Annotated in this window: 22 protein-coding genes; 18 read left to right on the top strand and 4 right to left on the bottom strand. The window is 42.7% G+C overall.

From position 1 onward, the window contains the following. Window positions 1-7: 7 nt before the first annotated feature. Window positions 8-463, bottom strand: coding sequence for a MarR family winged helix-turn-helix transcriptional regulator (locus WS40_RS03935; RefSeq protein WP_051706497.1), 456 nt, complete (start codon window positions 461-463; stop codon window positions 8-10). Window positions 464-736: 273 nt separating this feature from the next. Between WS40_RS03935 and WS40_RS03930 the strand changes: the two genes are divergently transcribed. From WS40_RS03930 to sigE, 8 genes are all read left to right on the top strand, one after another. Then, on the top strand, window positions 737-925 hold the full coding sequence (locus WS40_RS03930; RefSeq protein WP_022287283.1) for a DUF951 domain-containing protein: 189 nt from the start codon (window positions 737-739) through the stop codon (window positions 923-925). A gap of 68 nt (window positions 926-993) precedes the next feature. Beyond that, the gene (prfA, locus tag WS40_RS03925) at window positions 994-2,073 is read left to right on the top strand and encodes a peptide chain release factor 1 (RefSeq protein WP_022287284.1); all 1,080 of its coding nucleotides are present in this window, start codon (window positions 994-996) and stop codon (window positions 2,071-2,073) included. A gap of 3 nt (window positions 2,074-2,076) precedes the next feature. Then, entirely contained in the window at window positions 2,077-3,096 is a 1,020-nt protein-coding gene (locus WS40_RS03920; protein WP_046440358.1) for an L-threonylcarbamoyladenylate synthase, read from the top strand. Continuing rightward, window positions 3,093-3,695 carry a dephospho-CoA kinase gene (coaE, locus tag WS40_RS03915; RefSeq protein ID WP_046440356.1) on the top strand — a complete coding sequence of 201 codons (603 nt, stop codon included), beginning with the start codon at window positions 3,093-3,095 and terminating at the stop codon, window positions 3,693-3,695. The genes WS40_RS03920 and coaE overlap by 4 nt, the downstream gene beginning before the upstream one ends. Further along, the gene (locus WS40_RS03910; protein ID WP_022287287.1) at window positions 3,685-4,347 is read left to right on the top strand and encodes a lytic transglycosylase domain-containing protein; all 663 of its coding nucleotides are present in this window, start codon (window positions 3,685-3,687) and stop codon (window positions 4,345-4,347) included. The genes coaE and WS40_RS03910 overlap by 11 nt, the downstream gene beginning before the upstream one ends. Before the next feature lie 82 nt (window positions 4,348-4,429). After that, on the top strand, window positions 4,430-5,842 hold the full coding sequence (locus tag WS40_RS03905; RefSeq protein WP_046440354.1) for an aminopeptidase: 1,413 nt from the start codon (window positions 4,430-4,432) through the stop codon (window positions 5,840-5,842). Window positions 5,843-5,961: 119 nt separating this feature from the next. Next, window positions 5,962-6,792, top strand: a complete 831-nt coding sequence (locus tag WS40_RS03900; RefSeq protein WP_022287289.1) for a sigma-E processing peptidase SpoIIGA — start codon at window positions 5,962-5,964, stop codon at window positions 6,790-6,792. A 16-nt stretch (window positions 6,793-6,808) separates the two neighbouring features. Next, window positions 6,809-7,528: an RNA polymerase sporulation sigma factor SigE gene (gene sigE, locus WS40_RS03895; protein ID WP_046440352.1), complete on the top strand. Its 720-nt coding sequence runs from the start codon at window positions 6,809-6,811 to the stop codon at window positions 7,526-7,528. A 38-nt stretch (window positions 7,529-7,566) separates the two neighbouring features. Here the strand turns inward: sigE and WS40_RS03890 are convergent, their stop codons facing one another. Continuing rightward, entirely contained in the window at window positions 7,567-8,343 is a 777-nt protein-coding gene (locus WS40_RS03890) for a LytR/AlgR family response regulator transcription factor (RefSeq protein WP_046440350.1), read from the bottom strand. 199 nt (window positions 8,344-8,542) lie between these two features. On the opposite strand from WS40_RS03890, the gene WS40_RS03885 reads away from it, so the two are divergent. The 10 genes from WS40_RS03885 (at window position 8,543) to WS40_RS03840 (ending at window position 15,887) form a co-directional block, all read left to right on the top strand. Continuing rightward, complete coding sequence (locus WS40_RS03885) at window positions 8,543-9,607, top strand: GtrA family protein (RefSeq protein ID WP_046440348.1); 1,065 nt, start codon at window positions 8,543-8,545, stop codon at window positions 9,605-9,607. Next, window positions 9,597-10,712: a phosphodiester glycosidase family protein gene (locus WS40_RS03880; protein WP_325208401.1), complete on the top strand. Its 1,116-nt coding sequence runs from the start codon at window positions 9,597-9,599 to the stop codon at window positions 10,710-10,712. The genes WS40_RS03885 and WS40_RS03880 overlap by 11 nt, the downstream gene beginning before the upstream one ends. A 2-nt stretch (window positions 10,713-10,714) precedes the next feature. Next, complete coding sequence (locus tag WS40_RS03875; RefSeq protein WP_038671587.1) at window positions 10,715-10,924, top strand: hypothetical protein; 210 nt, start codon at window positions 10,715-10,717, stop codon at window positions 10,922-10,924. A 138-nt stretch (window positions 10,925-11,062) separates the two neighbouring features. Next, the gene (sigG, locus tag WS40_RS03870; protein WP_046440347.1) at window positions 11,063-11,833 is read left to right on the top strand and encodes an RNA polymerase sporulation sigma factor SigG; all 771 of its coding nucleotides are present in this window, start codon (window positions 11,063-11,065) and stop codon (window positions 11,831-11,833) included. A 181-nt stretch (window positions 11,834-12,014) separates the two neighbouring features. Beyond that, on the top strand, window positions 12,015-12,800 hold the full coding sequence (locus WS40_RS03865; RefSeq protein ID WP_046440345.1) for a sporulation initiation factor Spo0A C-terminal domain-containing protein: 786 nt from the start codon (window positions 12,015-12,017) through the stop codon (window positions 12,798-12,800). A gap of 64 nt (window positions 12,801-12,864) precedes the next feature. Then, window positions 12,865-13,155 (top strand): YlmC/YmxH family sporulation protein, encoded by a 291-nt coding sequence (locus WS40_RS03860; RefSeq protein WP_038671581.1) that lies wholly within the window; start codon window positions 12,865-12,867, stop codon window positions 13,153-13,155. A gap of 175 nt (window positions 13,156-13,330) precedes the next feature. Next, complete coding sequence (gene rpsB / locus WS40_RS03855) at window positions 13,331-14,074, top strand: 30S ribosomal protein S2 (protein WP_038671579.1); 744 nt, start codon at window positions 13,331-13,333, stop codon at window positions 14,072-14,074. Between the two features lie 75 nt (window positions 14,075-14,149). Continuing rightward, entirely contained in the window at window positions 14,150-15,070 is a 921-nt protein-coding gene (gene tsf, locus WS40_RS03850) for a translation elongation factor Ts (RefSeq protein ID WP_022287299.1), read from the top strand. Window positions 15,071-15,295: 225 nt separating this feature from the next. Further along, a complete protein-coding gene (locus tag WS40_RS03845) occupies window positions 15,296-15,625 on the top strand; it encodes a hypothetical protein (RefSeq protein WP_046440343.1) in 330 nt (109 codons plus the stop codon). Between the two features lie 4 nt (window positions 15,626-15,629). After that, on the top strand, window positions 15,630-15,887 hold the full coding sequence (locus WS40_RS03840; protein WP_038671575.1) for a hypothetical protein: 258 nt from the start codon (window positions 15,630-15,632) through the stop codon (window positions 15,885-15,887). A gap of 165 nt (window positions 15,888-16,052) precedes the next feature. Here WS40_RS03840 and WS40_RS03835 read toward each other — a convergent pair whose 3' ends face one another. After that, the gene (locus tag WS40_RS03835) at window positions 16,053-16,889 is read right to left on the bottom strand and encodes an IS3 family transposase (protein WP_272114520.1); all 837 of its coding nucleotides are present in this window, start codon (window positions 16,887-16,889) and stop codon (window positions 16,053-16,055) included. A gap of 191 nt (window positions 16,890-17,080) precedes the next feature. Continuing rightward, window positions 17,081-17,265, bottom strand: a 185-nt coding sequence (locus WS40_RS11390) for a transposase (protein WP_325208400.1), incomplete at its 5' end; no start/stop codon positions are given.

The following is a 17,265-nucleotide window of genomic DNA, read 5'->3' as shown; positions in this document are numbered from 1 at the left end:
CCTCCTTCTACATACATTCTTTAAGAATGCTGTCTATATTGTTGCTAACGATATGCAGGCATTTTTTGAAATGTGCCATGTCATCGTCCGAAAAGCCAGCGATAAGCTTGTGTGCGAACTTTTTCTGCAGCTCTCTGCCCTCTTTTATAACAGGCTGGGCCTTTTCTGTGCAGACCAGACGGCATTTTCTTCTGTCGCCCTTTACCGCCTGCCTTTCAACAAAGCCTGCTTCCACAAGCTTTTCTACATGGAAAGACACAAGCGCCGCCTTGATATTCCTATATCTACACACATCACCCGCTGTGTTGAACTCAGGATTGTTCGCAAGGAACATGAGCACGTCAAGCGCCGTCTTTGGCATATCGAGCTTTTTACAAAGGGGCTGCATGACTTTTTCATATGCTTCTGCAAGCTTCTTTGAATGATCAAACATATGCGTTGCTGTTGTCATATTATCGTTCATTGTCAAACCTCCAATATTAGATATTTCAAATTTGAACAATCTAATATTAACACTTTTTCAAAAGCTATTCAATGAACATTTTGTAAATTCAGCTTCTTATAATGTCATTTTTGTAACAATGCAACAAAAATCAAATATATGGACTATAATATTTGTACAGCAATAAAACCGCCCTCTCCGCTATTGCAATAAAGGGAGAAATGTGTTATAATAACGATGTATGGGCAGAGTATTCGCTCTGCTTCACCTTTTAAGAAAGGAAAGTGGTGCAAAATGGATATTGTAAAAGGCGATATTCTTGTAATGAAGAAAAGTCACCCCTGCGGCAGTAACAGAATGATAGTTCTGCGCTCAGGCATGGATTTCAAGCTGCGCTGCGAGGGCTGCGGACGAGAGTTCATGATAGTACGCAGCAAAGCCGAAAAGAACGTAAAAACTATTATCAGAGAGGCTGAGTCATAGCTATTCTCGCAATTTATGATATATAACAAATGTATGATATGAAATAAAAATGACAGGAGAATATAACTATGTTTGAAAAACTCAAAGCACTCGAAGATAAATTCAATGAAATAAACGAAAAGCTCATGCAGCCTGAAACTGTAAACAACACTTCACTGTATACGAGCCTTATGAAAGAATACAAGACACTTACGCCGATAGTTGAAAAGTTCGGCGAATACAAAAAGGCAAAGGCTGCCAATGACGAGGCCATCGAGCTTCTTGACGCAGGCGGAATGGATAAGGACTTCAAGGAAATGGTGCAGATGCAGCTTGAGGAATCCAAGGAAGATATGGCTAAGCTTGAAGAAGAGCTTAAGCTTCTCCTGCTGCCGAAAGACCCTAACGATGAGCGTAACGTTATCATAGAGATAAGAGGCGGAGCAGGTGGTGAGGAAGCTGCACTGTTTGCAGGCTCTCTTTATAGAATGTATTCAATGTATGCCGCTTCAAAGGGCTGGACCATAGAAGTCATGAACGCCAACGAAACAGAGCTTGGCGGCTATAAGGAAATAACTTTCAGTGTGTCAGGCGAGGGAGCTTATTCAAGGCTTAAATACGAAAGCGGAGTACACAGAGTTCAGCGTGTGCCTGAAACGGAGTCACAGGGCAGAGTCCACACATCTACTGTTACAGTTGCCGTGCTTCCAGAGGCTGATGAGGTGGAGCTTGACCTTAACGAAGAAAAAGATCTGAAAATAGACGTGTTCCGTTCATCAGGAGCAGGCGGACAGCACATCAACAAGACATCTTCCGCTATCAGAATAACTCACCTGCCTACAGGCATGGTAGTTGAGTGTCAGGACGAACGTTCACAGTTCAAGAACAAGGAAAAGGCTCTGAAAGTTCTCCGTTCAAGACTCCTTGATCAGAAAGTTCAGGCACAGAACAAGGAGATCGCAGACAACAGACGTTCACAGGTGGGAACAGGTGACCGTTCCGAAAGAATAAGAACTTACAACTATCCTGAGGGAAGAATTTCCGACCACAGAATCGGTCTTACTATCTACAGACTTGAACAGGTGCTTAACGGCGCACTTGACGAAATAATCGACGCACTTGCAACAGCCGATCAGGCTGCCAAGCTTGCAAGTCAGGAAGAAGAGTAAAAAATGTTTGACACAAAAATACTTGGCACTGACGAGGACAGCATAGCATATGCCGCAAAGCTGCTCTCACAGGGTGAAGTCGTTGGTATGCCGACGGAAACTGTATATGGTCTTGCGGCGAACGCTTTTGATGAAGCGGCTGTAAGAAAAATATTCGCCGCAAAGGGCAGACCTGCCGACAATCCTCTAATAGTGCATATATCTGACATTTCTCAGCTTGAGGGACTTGTGGATAAGATACCGCCCCTTGCTGTAAAGTGCGCAGAAAAATTTTGGGCAGGACCTCTCACAATGATAATGCCAAAGTCTGAAAAGATACCAATGGTAACGAGCGGAGGACTTGACACGGTGGGCATAAGAATGCCGTCACATAAGGTGGCAAGAGCGCTTATCTCAGCCTGCGGCTTCCCTATCGCCGCACCGTCGGCAAACCTTTCAGGAAGCCCGTCACCTACAACAGCACAGCACGTCCTTAACGATATGCACGGCAGGATACCTGCCATAATAGACGGCGGAGCTTGCGGAGTGGGCGTTGAATCAACTGTCATAAGCTTTGAAGGCGATGACGGCATAAGACTTCTCAGACCGGGATTTATCTCAGCCGAGGATCTTATGGAGATCACCCCGAACGTTCTTATCGACAAGGGCGTTTTGGAAAAGCTGGGTGAGAACGTAAAAGTCCGCTCCCCTGGTATGAAATACAAGCACTATGCCCCAAAGGCTGATGTGACTATCATTGACAGCAGTCTTGAAGCTTTCAGAGAATATGTGAAAACTCACGCTGACAATGACACCACTCTTATGGTGTTCACTGACAGCGATTGTGATGGGCTTGATATCCCACATATCTGCTATGGCGCAAATGACGAGGAACAGGCAAAAGAGCTTTTTGACGTTCTCAGAGAGCTAGACGATATAGGTGCAAAGAAAGTTTTTGCACGCTGTCCTAACAAAGACGGTGTGGGGCTTGCAGTGTATAACCGACTTTTAAGAGCCGCAGGCTTTCAGGTGGTGAAACTGTGAAAAAAACAGTAGTAGGGCTTACAGGTCAAAGTGGTGCAGGCAAGACAACTATATCGGACGCTTTCAGAGAAAATGGCTTTGAGATAATAAACTGCGATATAGTCGCAAGAGAAGTCACAAACGCTGATAGCGAATGCTGTAAAGAGCTTGCAAAGCTTTTCCCAAGCTGTTTTGACGAGAACTATTCTCTTGACAGACAGAAGCTCGGGGAGATAGTTTTTTCAGATAAGAATAAGCTTCAAATGCTCAATGATACCATATACCCTTTTATAAACAAGCTTATTGACGAAAAGATAAACGCTACAGAGAGCGAGTTTGTTCTTCTTGACGCACCGACCCTTTTTGAAGCAGGTGCGGATAAGCTTTGCAGTGTTATCGTAAGCGTTGTGGCAGACTTTGGCATAAGGCTTGAAAGGATAACCAAAAGGGACGGCATTTCGGCGGAGCTTGCAAAAAAGCGTTTTTCTTCTCAGCATACTATGGAATTTTTCAAGGCTCACAGCGATTTCGTCATTGAGAACAACGGCTCTGTGAATGACACATTCCAAAAGACCTGTGAGGTCATAGAAACAATAAAGGAAAGATATAATGGCGGCTAATGGAAAAAACAGCAGGCGTAAAAAGAAAAGGCACATAAAAAAAGGTCCCGTACTCATAGCAGTCATACTTCTGCTGTGCGGTATAGGCTGGCTCACATATCTTTATCACGAGCAGATAATCAACAAGGCAAAGGATATTCCGAACTCTTTTTCATATCCTACAGATTATGAGGAGTATGTAATAAGATACAGCACCAAGTACAAGTGCGACCCTGTGCTTGTGTTCTCTGTAATAAAAGTGGAAAGCGGCTTTAATAAGGACGCTGTTTCATCAGTGGGTGCTAGAGGTCTTATGCAGCTTATGGAGGACGCATACGATTGGATAAAATATCGCCTTGACGATCAGCGTGACAACACCTATGACGATATGTTCGACCCTGAACTTAATATCCAATATGGCACATACTATCTCAGCTATCTTATGGAAAAGTATGACGGCTCTGTAGAGCTGACAGCGGCAGCATATCACTGCGGAATGAATCTTGTTGACAGTTGGATAGAAAACGGCACTGTTGACCCTGACAATTTCAAAGTCAGCGACATACCTGACGAAAATGACCAGACTTCAAACTATGTGCGCAAGATACGCAAAGCCTATGACAATTATAAGGATATACTCAGCAGTCATGGGGATATTACAGAAAACAGTTAAGCAAAACCATGCGCAGGGGCGAACAGTGTCCGCCCATTGTAACGCAGTTTCAATAAGAATACATTAAAAGGAGGACTTTACAATGGATAACAAGAAGAAAGAAAAGTCCGAGGGCGAAAAGCTTGCAGAAAAGCTTCTTTCGGATAAGAAAAACGGTGGACTTCGCCTTAGCGAAGAAAAAATCAAAAAGGCAGACAAGTTCTGCGAGGGCTATAAAAGCTTTCTGAACACTGCAAAGACAGAGCGTGAGGCTGTTATCGAGGCAGTGGCTCAGGCTGAAAAGGCTGGTTTCAAGCCTTATGAAAAGGGCAAGAAGTATGACGCCGGCGACAAGTTCTATTTTGTAAACAGAGGAAAGGCTATCATACTTACAGTTATGGGCAAGGACGGTCTTGAAAAAGGTATCAGACTTGCTGCCGCTCATATCGACTCACCACGTCTTGACCTTAAGCAGAACCCACTTTACGAGGACAAGGAGCTTTGCCTGTTCAAGACACACTATTACGGCGGTATAAAAAAATATCAGTGGACAACTGTTCCAATGTCACTTCATGGCGTTGTTATAAAGGCTGACGGCGAAAGCGTTACAGTAAATATCGGCGAGGACAAGGACGACCCTGTTTTCTGCGTAACTGATATCCTGCCACACCTTGCAGACGCTCAGATGAAAAGACCTGCTCCACAGCTCATCAAGGGCGAGGAGCTTAATCTGCTCATAGGCTCCAGACCATTCAGAGATGACGCTGTTTCAAACAAGGTAAAACTCAACATAATGGCTATCCTTAACGAGAAATACGGCATCGTAGAGGACGATTTCGTTTCCGCAGAGCTTGAAGCTGTTCCTGCATTCAAGGCACAGGACGTTGGCTTTGACAGAAGCATGGTAGGTTCTTATGGTCAGGACGACAGAGTTTGTGCATACACAGCTTTGCAGGCTATCCTCAAATGCAAAGACCCTAAAAAGACCTGCATGACCATACTCACAGACAAGGAAGAAACAGGAAGCGACGGCAACACAGGACTTAACAGCTCATATCTGCCATACTTCATTGCTGACCTTGCAAAGGTATACGGACTTGAGGGCAGAAACGTTATCTCTGCTTCCGAGTGCCTTTCAGCAGACGTAAATGCGGCATATGACCCAACATTCTCAGAGCCGTTCGAGATAAGAAACTCATCACAGATAAACTACGGCGTTGTTGCCACAAAGTTCACAGGTGCAAGAGGCAAGTCAGGCACTTCCGATGCTTCTGCTGAGTTTGTGGGCAGAGTAAGAAAGCTCTTTGACGAACACAACATCGTTTGGCAGACAGGCGAGCTTGGCAAGGTAGACGGCGGCGGTGGAGGAACTGTCGCACAGTATATCGCAAACCTTGACATGAACGTTATCGACGTTGGCGTACCAGTGCTTTCAATGCACGCACCATTTGAGATAACCTCGAAGATAGACACTTATATGGCATATAAGGCTTTCTCAGTTTTCTTTGCTGACTAATTTGATATCAAATAAGCATATCCGCTTTCCCATTTGGGGAAGGCGGATCTTTTTTTGTCCCCATTGCGACAATTTTTCCATCCAAGCAGTGCTATCATAATATCAAAGGGAGGAACGCCATGAAAATTTACATAGATATACTCCTTGTGACAAACGCCATTATGACGCTTATAATGCTGGAAGCGGCAGGCAGGATATGTCACAAGGTCATAAGTCCGCTGCGGCTGTTGACAGCTTGCTCGGTGGGAGGACTTTCGTCGCTTGTTATGGCTATAGACAGCAGAGGATATTTCACTGCAGTTCTTATTGTGGTGATAAAGCTTGTCAGTGCGGTATTCACAGTGCTTATAGCCTTTGGGTGTAAAGACCCTTGGCAACTACTTCGATACTTTATCATATACTGTGCAGTGGACGCAGTTTTCACGGGTATAGTGGTGACCCTTTGGCAGATATCAGGGAGCAAGGTGATTTTTTTCAGAAATCTCACTGTGTATTTTGACATCTCTCTATTTAAGCTTGCCCTTGCCTGCGGTATAGCATATGGTCTGCTCTGTCTTTATGAGAACATCACACGCAGGTGTTTCAACAGGGTCGCAAAATACGAAGCCATATACGAAAATGGTGGCTGTATAGTGAAAGTCCCTGCCATATGCGACAGTGGGAACAGGCTTTGCGACAGCTTCACAGGAACGCCAGTGGTGGTTTTCTGCTGTGACAGGCTTTTCTATCACTACGACCTTGACCGTGACGAGCCTGACCCTCTAAGCGGTTTCAGGCTTATCCCCTGCTCTACTGTCAGCGGCGAGGGAATTATCCACATAACCGCCGCAGGGAGCGTAAAGATAATCGACGATAAAGACCGTGTACACAACGTCAGGTGTTATGTGGGCATAAAGCCCTCGCTGAACGGAAAGTCACGGGCTATATTCAACCCCGCATTGCTGGGATAATACAGGAGGAATACAAATGACCACACTTAAAACACTCGCTCTAGGGCTGAACAGATTTTTGAGCCGTTTGTTTTCAGACGGCCCCGAAACTATAGATTACCTAAACGGTGCAGATTCGTTACCGCCGCCCCTAAACAAAGAGGAAGAGAAAAAAGCCTTTGAGCTTCTTGAAACAGACCCGAAAAAAGCCCGAGAACTGCTTATCGTGCATAATCTCAGGCTTGTGGTATATATAGCAAAGAAGTTTGAGTCAACAGGCACAGGCATAGAGGATCTTATCTCCATAGGCTCTATAGGGCTTATCAAGGCGGTGAACACCTTCTGTCCTGATAAAAACATCAAGCTCGCGACCTATGCTTCACGGTGCATAGAAAACGAGATACTTATGTTTCTGAGAAAATCAAATCAGTATAAAAATGAAATATCCATAGACGAACCGCTGAATGTTGACTGGGACGGCAACGAACTGCTTTTATCTGATATTCTAGGCACCGATGACGACACCGTGAACAAGGGCATAGAAAGCGAAGTTGAGAAACAGCTTCTTCTGGAGGAGATCGAAAAGCTCTGCCCTCGTGAAAAGCAGATAATGAAAATGCGATTTGGACTTTCAGGCAAAAAAGAAATGACCCAGAAGCAGGTCGCTGATGAAGTCGGTATATCCCAATCCTACATATCAAGACTTGAAAAGCGGATAATAAAATCCATACGGCGAAATTTAGAAAAAATATGCTGACTAAAAAACTGGCGAACACGCAAAATGTTCACCAGTTTTTATGTTATATGGGATAATTTTGTTTTCACAGCAGTGTAATTCTTCTCAGAAATAGGGATCACCTTGCCATATGTAAGCTCTATTCTGTAACGGCTTATGCGACTTACATATTCAGGATTTACAAGATAATTTTCATGACAGCGCACAAACATATCCCTATATCGTCTTTCAAACACCTTAAGGCTCTGCACTGATTCAAATGAGCCGTCAATGGTATATATGACGCAGTGACTGCCGCTGCTTTCCACATAAGCTATCCATGACCTATCCAGAAAAACAAGCGACCTGTCTACGCCATTTACTATCACTCTCTTTGTACGCCTTTCACCTGAACAGACATTTTTCTTGTATATTTCTTCATAATGTACAGGATATATCCTGTCACGTTCATCATATTTAATGGCATTGGAAATGTGACAAAGCTTTATTTTTTCTACGCCGTTCTCACTCACCCATGTAAACTGCATCCTTTGATCTGCTCTCCCAACACTGCTGTCAGGCCAAATCGTATCCAAAATGAAAAACATTATGACCTCGCAGGAACATTCCGTAAGACCTATGGAAAACACCTTTAGGTCGCTGAGCACAAATTCAAGCTTGTGTTCTTCTTGCGAAAAAGCATCAACAAGCGCCTTTCTGGTGCGTATCACATGCTTCTCAGCAGGACCTATCCACAGAATGTCTTCATGACAGGCATTAAGAAAGCTGTCTATCTCGTTACTGTAGTACTTAGTGAGAATATCGGCTGAACGTGTTTCAAGAACTCTATATTCCATGAAATCAAATCCTCCGTTTGCTGAATTAATTTGTACATTTTTTATTGTTTCTTCTATTATACGACATTTTTATTATTTTGTCAATAATACTGACACAATTTCATTTTCGCAAAATTTCGACAGATAAACTATGTATAAATTCTTCAGAAGTTTTATTGTATTTTTAAAGCATATGTGATATACTTAGACCATACGATAAATGAAAGGAGAAGATATCTTGGCGATAGATAGATTTTATGCGGTGATACCCGCTTATGAGCCTGATGAAAAAATGCTGGCTGTTATTGACGATATATCTTCATTGACCGATTTTCATATAATTGTCATTAATGACGGCAGCGGCAAGGATAAGCTGCCGATTTTTGCCGAAGCCGCAAAAAAAGCCATAGTTCTCACCCATGAGGTAAACAAAGGCAAGGGGCGTGGCATAAAAACCGCACTTGAATACATAAAAGAACATGAAGCCGACACTGTGGGCATCGTCATTGCAGACGCAGACGGACAGCACAAGGTGGAGGATATAATAAGGGTGTCGGAAGCCCTGAAAAGCTCCCCTGACAAGCTTATTATGGGTTGTCGCAGATTTTCGGGAAAGATACCACTGCGAAGCAAATTCGGCAACAACATCACAAAATTCGTTTTCTCATTTGCCGCAGGAGTAAAGGTAAGCGACACGCAGACGGGCTTGCGTGGTTTTTCCTCAAAGCTCATACCTTTTATGCTGTCGGTAAACGGTGACAGATATGAGTTTGAGATGAATATGCTACTTGAATGTGCAAGAGAAGGCATAAGATTCTATGAAGTGCCTATCGAAACAGTTTACCTTGGCAAAAACGAGTCATCACATTTTAATCCTATCAAAGACTCATGGAGGATATACAAGGATATACTGAAATTCTCATGCTCATCACTTCTTAGCTTCTGCGTGGACTATATTTGCTACAGCATTTTCGCAATGATAAGCGGGAGCGTAGCGTTTTCTAACATATGTGCAAGAGTGATAAGCTCTATTTTCAACTTTTCGATGAACAAAAAATTCGTCTTTAAAAATAAGGAAGGCATTGCAAAGACAGCCGCAAAATACTTTCTGCTTGCCGCATTAATACTAGCCGCAAACACAATAATGCTAGAGCTATGTGTGAAATATCTCATACACAACAAATATATCAGCAAAATACTTATAGAAGTGCTGCTTTTCTTTATAAGCTGGGCGGCGCAAAAAAGTTTCGTTTTCAGAAAGAGGGAAAGAAAAATTGACGGATAAGACAAAAAAGCCAATGCCTGTCTGGGCAATGATCATAACGGACGTTGTGCTTACAGCGGCAGCGATAGGCGTGTTCATGCTTTTTGACTACGTTATGCCGCAAAGTTCAGGAGTAAAGGGAGAAGTGATCGCAACAGTTGACAGCTCCGCAGAGGGTAGCTTCACCCTGCCAAATGCGGCTGACAACTCGCAGGCAGAAAGCACTGCGCAGGACGATAGCGAGCCTGCAGTTACCACAACAGCTCCGCAGGCAGAAAAGGCTACGACCACACTGCGTACTGAGCAGACGAACCACAGAAACTGGGGCAATCAGGACACTGCCGACTATCGTTCAGACCAGAACGCTATAAGCAGTATAACAAACGGTGCCATAACCTCTGAGGAGCTTGGCTCGGCTTCAACTGACAATGCTCAGGTGACAGTATACAAAAAATCTATCGGTGAGGGAAGCAACAAGATAACCTATTTTGTGGCTGATGTTTATGTCACAAGCGCAAGCGAGATAAAATCCGCCTTTGCAGACGGAGAATTCGGTAAGAACATCAAGGACTCAGTATTCAGTATGGCGGTGGAAAACAAAGCTCTTTTCGCCATAAACGGTGATTTCTATGGTAATTCAGAACGCAGTATCGTTATAAGAAACGGTATAAAATACCGTGATGATGTCAACGACGCAGACGTGTGCGTGCTGTTCACAGACGGCACAATGCAGACCTACTCCCCGTCTGAATATGACAGCGACGCTGTTATAGCAAAAGGTGCATGGCAGGCTTGGAACTTTGGTCCTGCACTTCTTGACGGAAGTGGCAACGTTCTTGAAACGTTCAACACAACAAAATATCTCAACAGTGCAAATCCACGTTCAGCTATCGGCTGTGTGTCGGCAGGCCACTATATTTTCGTGACAGTTGACGGCAGAAACGAAGGCTACTCAAAGGGCGCAACTCTCAGCGAGCTTGCGGCTATCATGAGCGATGAGGGCTGTATGTCTGCGTTCAATCTTGACGGTGGAAAATCCGCTATGATGTACTTCAACAAAAGCATTGTGAACGCTCCTGACGGCGGTGGACGTGACCTCAGCGACATTATCTATATAGGAGGATAAAAATGAAAAGACTAAGCAAAATTCTCCCACATATCACGATAATACTTGCGGGAATGTTCATTGTATTCTGGATATTGGATATACTCAACCCTACAATGAATTTCATAAACAGAAAAATATCCAACAAGCTTCTGCTGGCATTTTGCATATCAGCCATAATAACAGCGATACTAGCGGTCTACTATCAGCGCAAGAGCGACAGAAAAGAATAGAACTAATGCAGAGTCACACGGCTCTGCATTTTTTTATGGTCAGATTTTCCTGAAAAATATCTGTATAGTTCCTGATTGAAAGGTAATAATTATATTATCACGGCAGCATAAAATGCTGCTTTTTAACAGGAGCGTGCGATGCAGTACAATAAAGTTGAGATAAGCGGAGTGAACACCAATGAGCTTAAAACACTGAAAGAGTCGGAAAAGCTGGAGCTTTTGAAAAAAGCCCATTCAGGTGACAAGAAAGCCCGTGAGGAGCTTATAAACGGCAATCTCAGGCTCGTGCTGAGCGTTTTGCAGAAGTTTGTGAGCCGAAGCGACTCCCCTGACGACCTTTTTCAGGTGGGAGTTGTGGGGCTTATCAAGGCGATAGATAATTTCGATACCTCTCTTGATGTGAAGTTTTCTACCTACGCTATGCCTATGATAGCAGGAGAGCTTAGAAGATTTCTTCGTGATTTTCAACCCATGAGGGTGAGCCGTTCTCTCCGTGACCTTGCTTATAAAGCAATGCAGGCGAAAGAACAGCTCATATGTGAAAACCAGAAAGAGCCTACTGTTGAGCAGATAGCAGACACTATCACCGAAAAGCCTAGTCAGGTGGTCATTGCCCTTGAAGCCATAACCGACCCGGTTTCACTCTATGAGCCTGTGTATTCTGACAACGGCGATGCTCTTTATGTATTGGATCAGGTGAGCGACTCCTGTGACGATAAAAGCTGGCTTGAAGAGCTTTCATTGAAGCAAGCCATGAGCGAGCTTCAGCCTCGTGAACGTAATATACTCTTCCTGCGCTTTTTCAAAGGACAAACTCAGGTGGAGGTAGCAAAAAATATTGGCATCTCTCAGGCACAGGTATCACGGCTTGAAAAAGGTGCATTGGAACACATCAAGAAAAGTATCTAACGTCTGTCGCAATACGCTAAATCGACATTTGTGAATATTTTTGTTATATGCAATTACAATAAGGTCACGTTTTTGAAACAATTCGATTAATAATGTGCCATTAAAGTTGCTTGTAGTCAAAAAATTTGATATAATAATATAGGAGTTATTATGTTAAATCGTCATAAGGGAGTTGAAGTGTATGCTGACTGATTATTCGGTCCTTATTTCCGAGTCATATGACGGCCAGCATAAACTGTTGACCGAGGAACTGAAAAGCAAGGGTACAAAGGTCCATATATGCGGTGATACTGAAATAGAGCTTGAGATAGGTGCAGTAAAATATACTCCTGACGTTATCGTTATTGACTGCTGTAAGCTGGGATATAAAAAGCTTCTGCATTTTCGTGAGATACTTCACGAAAATGACATTTATCCCATAATATATAACATCTACACTTATGATGACACAGAAACGATCCGTATTCTTCTCGATTATGATGATATTCTGCACATACTTATGCCATACGACGCTAAGAACGTATGCCACTATATGCTTGACAAGCTAAAAAGGATACCTGTCGATCCTGATATCCTTAGACAGAATATTTCAAAGGAGATACATAGGATCATAACATCAACGGGCATAAACCGCAAGCATTCAGGATATGACCATATCTACTACATGATATTCCTTATTATATTCAAATATAACGGTAATAAAGTGCAAATAGGCGAACTTTATAAGGACATTGAAAAACAATACGGAAAAAATACTGCGGCTATTGAACGCTCAACAAGAAGTGCTATAGTTTCAGGCTGGGAAAAAATGAAGCCTGTGGATAAGCAAATGCTTTTTGAAAGTTGCCTTGCTAACGGAACAAAGCCTACAAATGCAATGTACATAAACACCATAGCTTTATATATAAAGCATTTGTATAACGATCAGTTGGAGATGTATTACAAAAACAAAAACGATCATACATAGGACGATCCCCAAAGTGCATACCTATTATAAAGGGTATGCACTTTTTTTGAAAGGGGAAGGTTTCATGATATGTAGTTTTTCAAGCTTGCGAAATAAAGAAGTCGTCAATATGCGAACAGGACTGAAAATAGGCTATGTTGATGATATAGAAATGGATACTCAGGGAGCGAACATAGTTTCACTGATCGTCTATGGCAAACCAAGGGCTTTCGGTATCATGGGCAGAGATGAGGATATTATCATAAAATGCTCGGATATCGAGCTTATCGGCGAAGATACCATACTTGTAAAATTCAACGATAGTGCAGTATGTACAAAGAGCAGAACTGTAAAAATCGAAAATTTGTTAAAATAAATTGTCGTAAACTCTTGAAATGAAATAGAAAATATGATATAATATTAAAGCAATTCGCACGGACAGGTTTTTGCCGTTGGTCCTGCCGTAAGACAGGTGAAAGCAAGTAAAGCCGTCCGGAGGATAAAAACATCTGCATAAGCAGAAATCTAAAACCAAACAGGAGGTTACTACAATGGGAGTAGTATCAATGAAGCAGCTTCTTGAAGCTGGTGTACACTTTGGTCACCAGACAAGAAGATGGAACCCTAAAATGGCTCCATACATTTTCACAGAAAGAAACGGAATTTACATCATCGATCTTCAGAAGACCGTAAAGAAGCTTGAAGAAGCTTATATGTTTATCCGTGACATCTCAGCTAATGGCGAAGAGGTACTTTTCGTAGGTACAAAGAAGCAGGCTGGAGATTCTATCAAGGAAGAGGCACTGAGAGCTAATGCACATTATGTAAATGCAAGATGGCTCGGCGGTATGATGACAAACTACAAGACGATCCAGCAGAGAATCAAGAGACTTGAGCAGCTCCACACAATGGAAGAGGACGGCACATTCGACCTTCTCCCTAAGAAGGAAGTTGTTAAGCTGAAGCTTGAGATAGAAAAGCTTGAAAAGTTCATGGGCGGTATCAAGAACATGAAGAAGCTTCCAGGCGCACTTTTCGTTGTTGACCCAAGAAAGGAAAAGATCGCTGTAGCAGAGGCTAAGAAGCTTGGCATACCTGTAGTAGCTATCGTTGACACAAACTGCGATCCTGACGATGTTGATTATGTTATCCCAGGTAACGATGACGCTATCAGAGCAGTTAAGCTTATCGCTGGTTGCATGGCTAACGCTATAATCGAAGGCAGACAGGGTGAGGACGCTGAGTCCGCTGAAGAGGCAGATAAGGTGGAAGAAGCTGACGAGGCTGCTGAATAAGAGCTGAAATTTCAGGCAGGCATTTATAGTATATTTGTCTGCCTATTTCGATATAAAACACTAGGAGGAATAATAATGGGTAAGGTATCCGTAGCAGAGATCAAAGAACTTATGACAGCAACAGGCGTTGGCATGATGGACTGCAAGAAGGCTCTTGTAGAAGCTGACGGCGATATGGAAAAGGCAGTAACACTTCTCCGTGAAAAGGGACTTGCTACACAGGCTAAGAAGAGCGGCAGAGTTGCAGCAGAGGGTATCTGCACAGCTGTAGTTAAGGGCAACGTAGGCTGCGTTCTTGAAGTAAACATCGAAACAGACTTTGCTGCTAACAATGATGAGTTCAAGGCTTTCGTTGCAGCAGTTGCTGATACAGTAATCGAGACAAACCCTGCTGACGTTGACGCACTTAAGGCAACAAAGATCAGCGGTGGTGACAAGACAGTTGAAGAGACACTTCAGGATCTGTTCATCAAGATCAGAGAGAACATGGTAATCAGAAGATTCAAGAGAATGGAAGGCATTCTTGTTCCTTACGTTCACGGTGCAGGCAGCATTGGCGTTATGGTAAAGCTTGATTCTGACATTGCAGCTGACAATGCTGAGCTCCTTGCTGCTGGTAAGGACTGTGCACTTCAGGTTGCAGCTATGAATCCTGCATACCTGAACAGAGAGGCTGTTCCTGCTGACGCTCTTGACAAGGAGAGAGAGATCATGCTGGCTCAGATGGCTGAGGATCCTAAGATGGCTAACAAGCCTGAGCAGGTTAAGCACAAGATCATCGACGGTAAGATCGGCAAATACTATTCTGAGAACTGCCTCCTTGAGCAGGCATTCGTTAAGGATGACAAGGTATCTGTTGGCAAGTACGTTGAGTCTGTAGCTAAGAAGCTTGGCGGCAAGATCGACGTTGTTGAGTACGTTCGTTTCGAGAGAGGCGAAGGCGTAGAGAAGAAGGAAGAGAACTTCGCTGACGAAGTTGCAGCAATGACAAAGTAATCTTTCTGACATAAATGAAAGTCCCTCGGTGGTTAGCCGAGGGACTTTTTTTATGGGCTTTTGATTGTAACTTGTCAAGTTTAATTATACTGCGTCATTCGGCTATGCGATATAATATAAGTAGAAGTTAATATGTCTTCAGTAGAGAGTGTCTTAAATATAATATGCTCTCTTTTTTGTTGACCTTTTTCTTTTGTTGAGGTCAGCAACAGAGGGAAAATAGACTTGACAGAATCCTCTGAAAAGAGGTATAATGACAGAAAGGTAGTTGAAAATATAATGATAAATTCAATAAAAAAACCTATTAAATTGCCTATTGAGCAGAAACATACAGGTAAGGGCAATCCAAACGCTGTTTTTGGTATTGAGCTTAATAATCGCCAAAAGGATCTACTCGAAAAGCTTTCTGAGTTTGACAGCAAAGTAATAGTCGATAAGAAAAGCGTTAATATGGCTGATCTTTCGGCGTTGACTGCTCACACAGGTGATGAGTTCGCATTGTTCACAAAGGGCAAGAATAGGCTCATAATTCGTGGTAATTCCTCAAAGGAGTGATATTATGTGCAAGCTTTTTGATGAATGGAGAAACGAAATTAAAGATTATTGTAGGCAGCAGGGTCTTAACTTTGATACGGCTGAAAAGTTGTCACAATCCTGGAATAAGAATACGGTGGCGTTGTCTTACCGTGATCCAAGCAAAGGTTCAAATGGACTTCTTGATGATACTCCGTGTCCGTTGGTTTTGCTGATACGCCGTGAAAAGAATGGCAAGCTCGTTTTTGAGCAGACAGAACACACTAAAAAATATCTTGCGTAGTGTAGCTTTTTTAGTAGCGAAACTGAAAAACTATCTAAAAATGTATTGGAACGAAAAATAAGATAAGAAGCGGCATCCTCTGAAATGAACTGACCCCAAAAAGTTAGACAAAGATTCAAAAGAAAATTTATGCAAAGCGACTAAGAGGAATCTTGGTCGCTTTTGTTATGCAGCTTCCTGTCTGAAATCTATAGGAGATAGACCATTAAGCTTAAGCTTGATGCGTTTGTTGTTGTACCATTCTATGTATTCATGAAGCTCTTGAATAAAATGCTCGACAGAATGAAATTCCTGCAAATAGAGAAGCTCTGTTTTCAGCAAGCCGAAGAAATTCTCGGCACAGGCATTGTCAAGACAATTGCCTTTTCGGGACATACTCTGCCTGACGCCTTTCTCTTTCAGCATTTTCTGATAGTGCTTGTGTTGATACTGCCAGCCTTGGTCTGAATGAAGAATCAGATTTGTGTTGTCCGGTATTTTTGTAAATGCTTTCTCAAGCATATCCGTTACCTGATTCAAATTCGGATGACGGCTTAGATTGTATGAAATCACTTCGCCATTATATAGATCAATGATCGGTGACAGATACAGCTTAATTCCAAACAAAGCAAATTCAGTAACGTCAGTTACCCACTTTTGATTTGGCTGATCTGCTTTGAAATTCCGTTCCAGAAGATTCGGCGCGATTCTGCCGACATCACCCTTGTATGAGTTGTACTTATGCATACGAACACGGCAAAATATGCCCATTTTACGCATCAGTTTCTGTACTGTTTTGTGATTGACAACAAACTTCTTCTTCAATTCTTTGGTGATTCTCCGATATCCGTAACGACCTTTGCTTTCATCGTAAATGCGGCGTATTTCAGTTTTGATCTCAGCATATCGATCCGGCTTTGGATGATCAAATTGCTTACTGTAATAGTAGTAGGTACTGCGGGGAATATCAGCAATCTCAATGAGCAACCCTATCTTATGTTCATGCCTCAGTTCCCATATCACTTGTGCTTTTTCTCTTGCCGTACCCGCTCGGCAACCAAGGCATTCAATTTTTTTAAGTATGCATTCTCCGCACGAAGACGCTGTACTTCTGCAATCAGATCTTTTTCTTTCTTAATTTTCGGAGGTCGCCCTGTGGATTTCCTTCCTCTGCGTTCTGCGTAAAGTCCATCCGCTCCTTCTTCAAGATAGATTCATTCCCATGCTGTTACTCTGCTATTCGATATGTCAAATTGACGTGCAGTTTCACGATAGCTTAACTTTTCTCTGTGCATTGTTTCCACTACTTTGATTTTGAATTCCGGTGTGTATCTTTTGTTTGGTTTTCCTTTTGGCATAAAAATGCCCCCTTTTGTTAGATTTTTTATTGGTATATTTC

The organism is Ruminococcus sp. N15.MGS-57, assembly GCF_000980385.1.
GTDB classification, from domain to species: Bacteria; Bacillota; Clostridia; order Oscillospirales; family Ruminococcaceae; genus Hominimerdicola; species Hominimerdicola aceti.
This window is presented reverse-complemented; position numbering and strand designations above follow the sequence as displayed.

Coding starts and splice junctions, on each gene's coding strand:
- WS40_RS03935 (WP_051706497.1), bottom strand. CDS start 463: ATGAACGATAATATGACAACAGCAACGCATATGTTTGATCATTCAAAG.
- WS40_RS03930 (WP_022287283.1), top strand. CDS start 737: ATGGATATTGTAAAAGGCGATATTCTTGTAATGAAGAAAAGTCACCCC.
- prfA (WP_022287284.1), top strand. CDS start 994: ATGTTTGAAAAACTCAAAGCACTCGAAGATAAATTCAATGAAATAAAC.
- WS40_RS03920 (WP_046440358.1), top strand. CDS start 2,077: ATGTTTGACACAAAAATACTTGGCACTGACGAGGACAGCATAGCATAT.
- WS40_RS03910 (WP_022287287.1), top strand. CDS start 3,685: ATGGCGGCTAATGGAAAAAACAGCAGGCGTAAAAAGAAAAGGCACATA.
- WS40_RS03905 (WP_046440354.1), top strand. CDS start 4,430: ATGGATAACAAGAAGAAAGAAAAGTCCGAGGGCGAAAAGCTTGCAGAA.
- WS40_RS03900 (WP_022287289.1), top strand. CDS start 5,962: ATGAAAATTTACATAGATATACTCCTTGTGACAAACGCCATTATGACG.
- sigE (WP_046440352.1), top strand. CDS start 6,809: ATGACCACACTTAAAACACTCGCTCTAGGGCTGAACAGATTTTTGAGC.
- WS40_RS03890 (WP_046440350.1), bottom strand. CDS start 8,343: ATGGAATATAGAGTTCTTGAAACACGTTCAGCCGATATTCTCACTAAG.
- WS40_RS03885 (WP_046440348.1), top strand. CDS start 8,543: ATGAAAGGAGAAGATATCTTGGCGATAGATAGATTTTATGCGGTGATA.
- WS40_RS03875 (WP_038671587.1), top strand. CDS start 10,715: ATGAAAAGACTAAGCAAAATTCTCCCACATATCACGATAATACTTGCG.
- sigG (WP_046440347.1), top strand. CDS start 11,063: ATGCAGTACAATAAAGTTGAGATAAGCGGAGTGAACACCAATGAGCTT.
- WS40_RS03865 (WP_046440345.1), top strand. CDS start 12,015: ATGCTGACTGATTATTCGGTCCTTATTTCCGAGTCATATGACGGCCAG.
- WS40_RS03860 (WP_038671581.1), top strand. CDS start 12,865: ATGATATGTAGTTTTTCAAGCTTGCGAAATAAAGAAGTCGTCAATATG.
- rpsB (WP_038671579.1), top strand. CDS start 13,331: ATGGGAGTAGTATCAATGAAGCAGCTTCTTGAAGCTGGTGTACACTTT.
- tsf (WP_022287299.1), top strand. CDS start 14,150: ATGGGTAAGGTATCCGTAGCAGAGATCAAAGAACTTATGACAGCAACA.
- WS40_RS03840 (WP_038671575.1), top strand. CDS start 15,630: ATGTGCAAGCTTTTTGATGAATGGAGAAACGAAATTAAAGATTATTGT.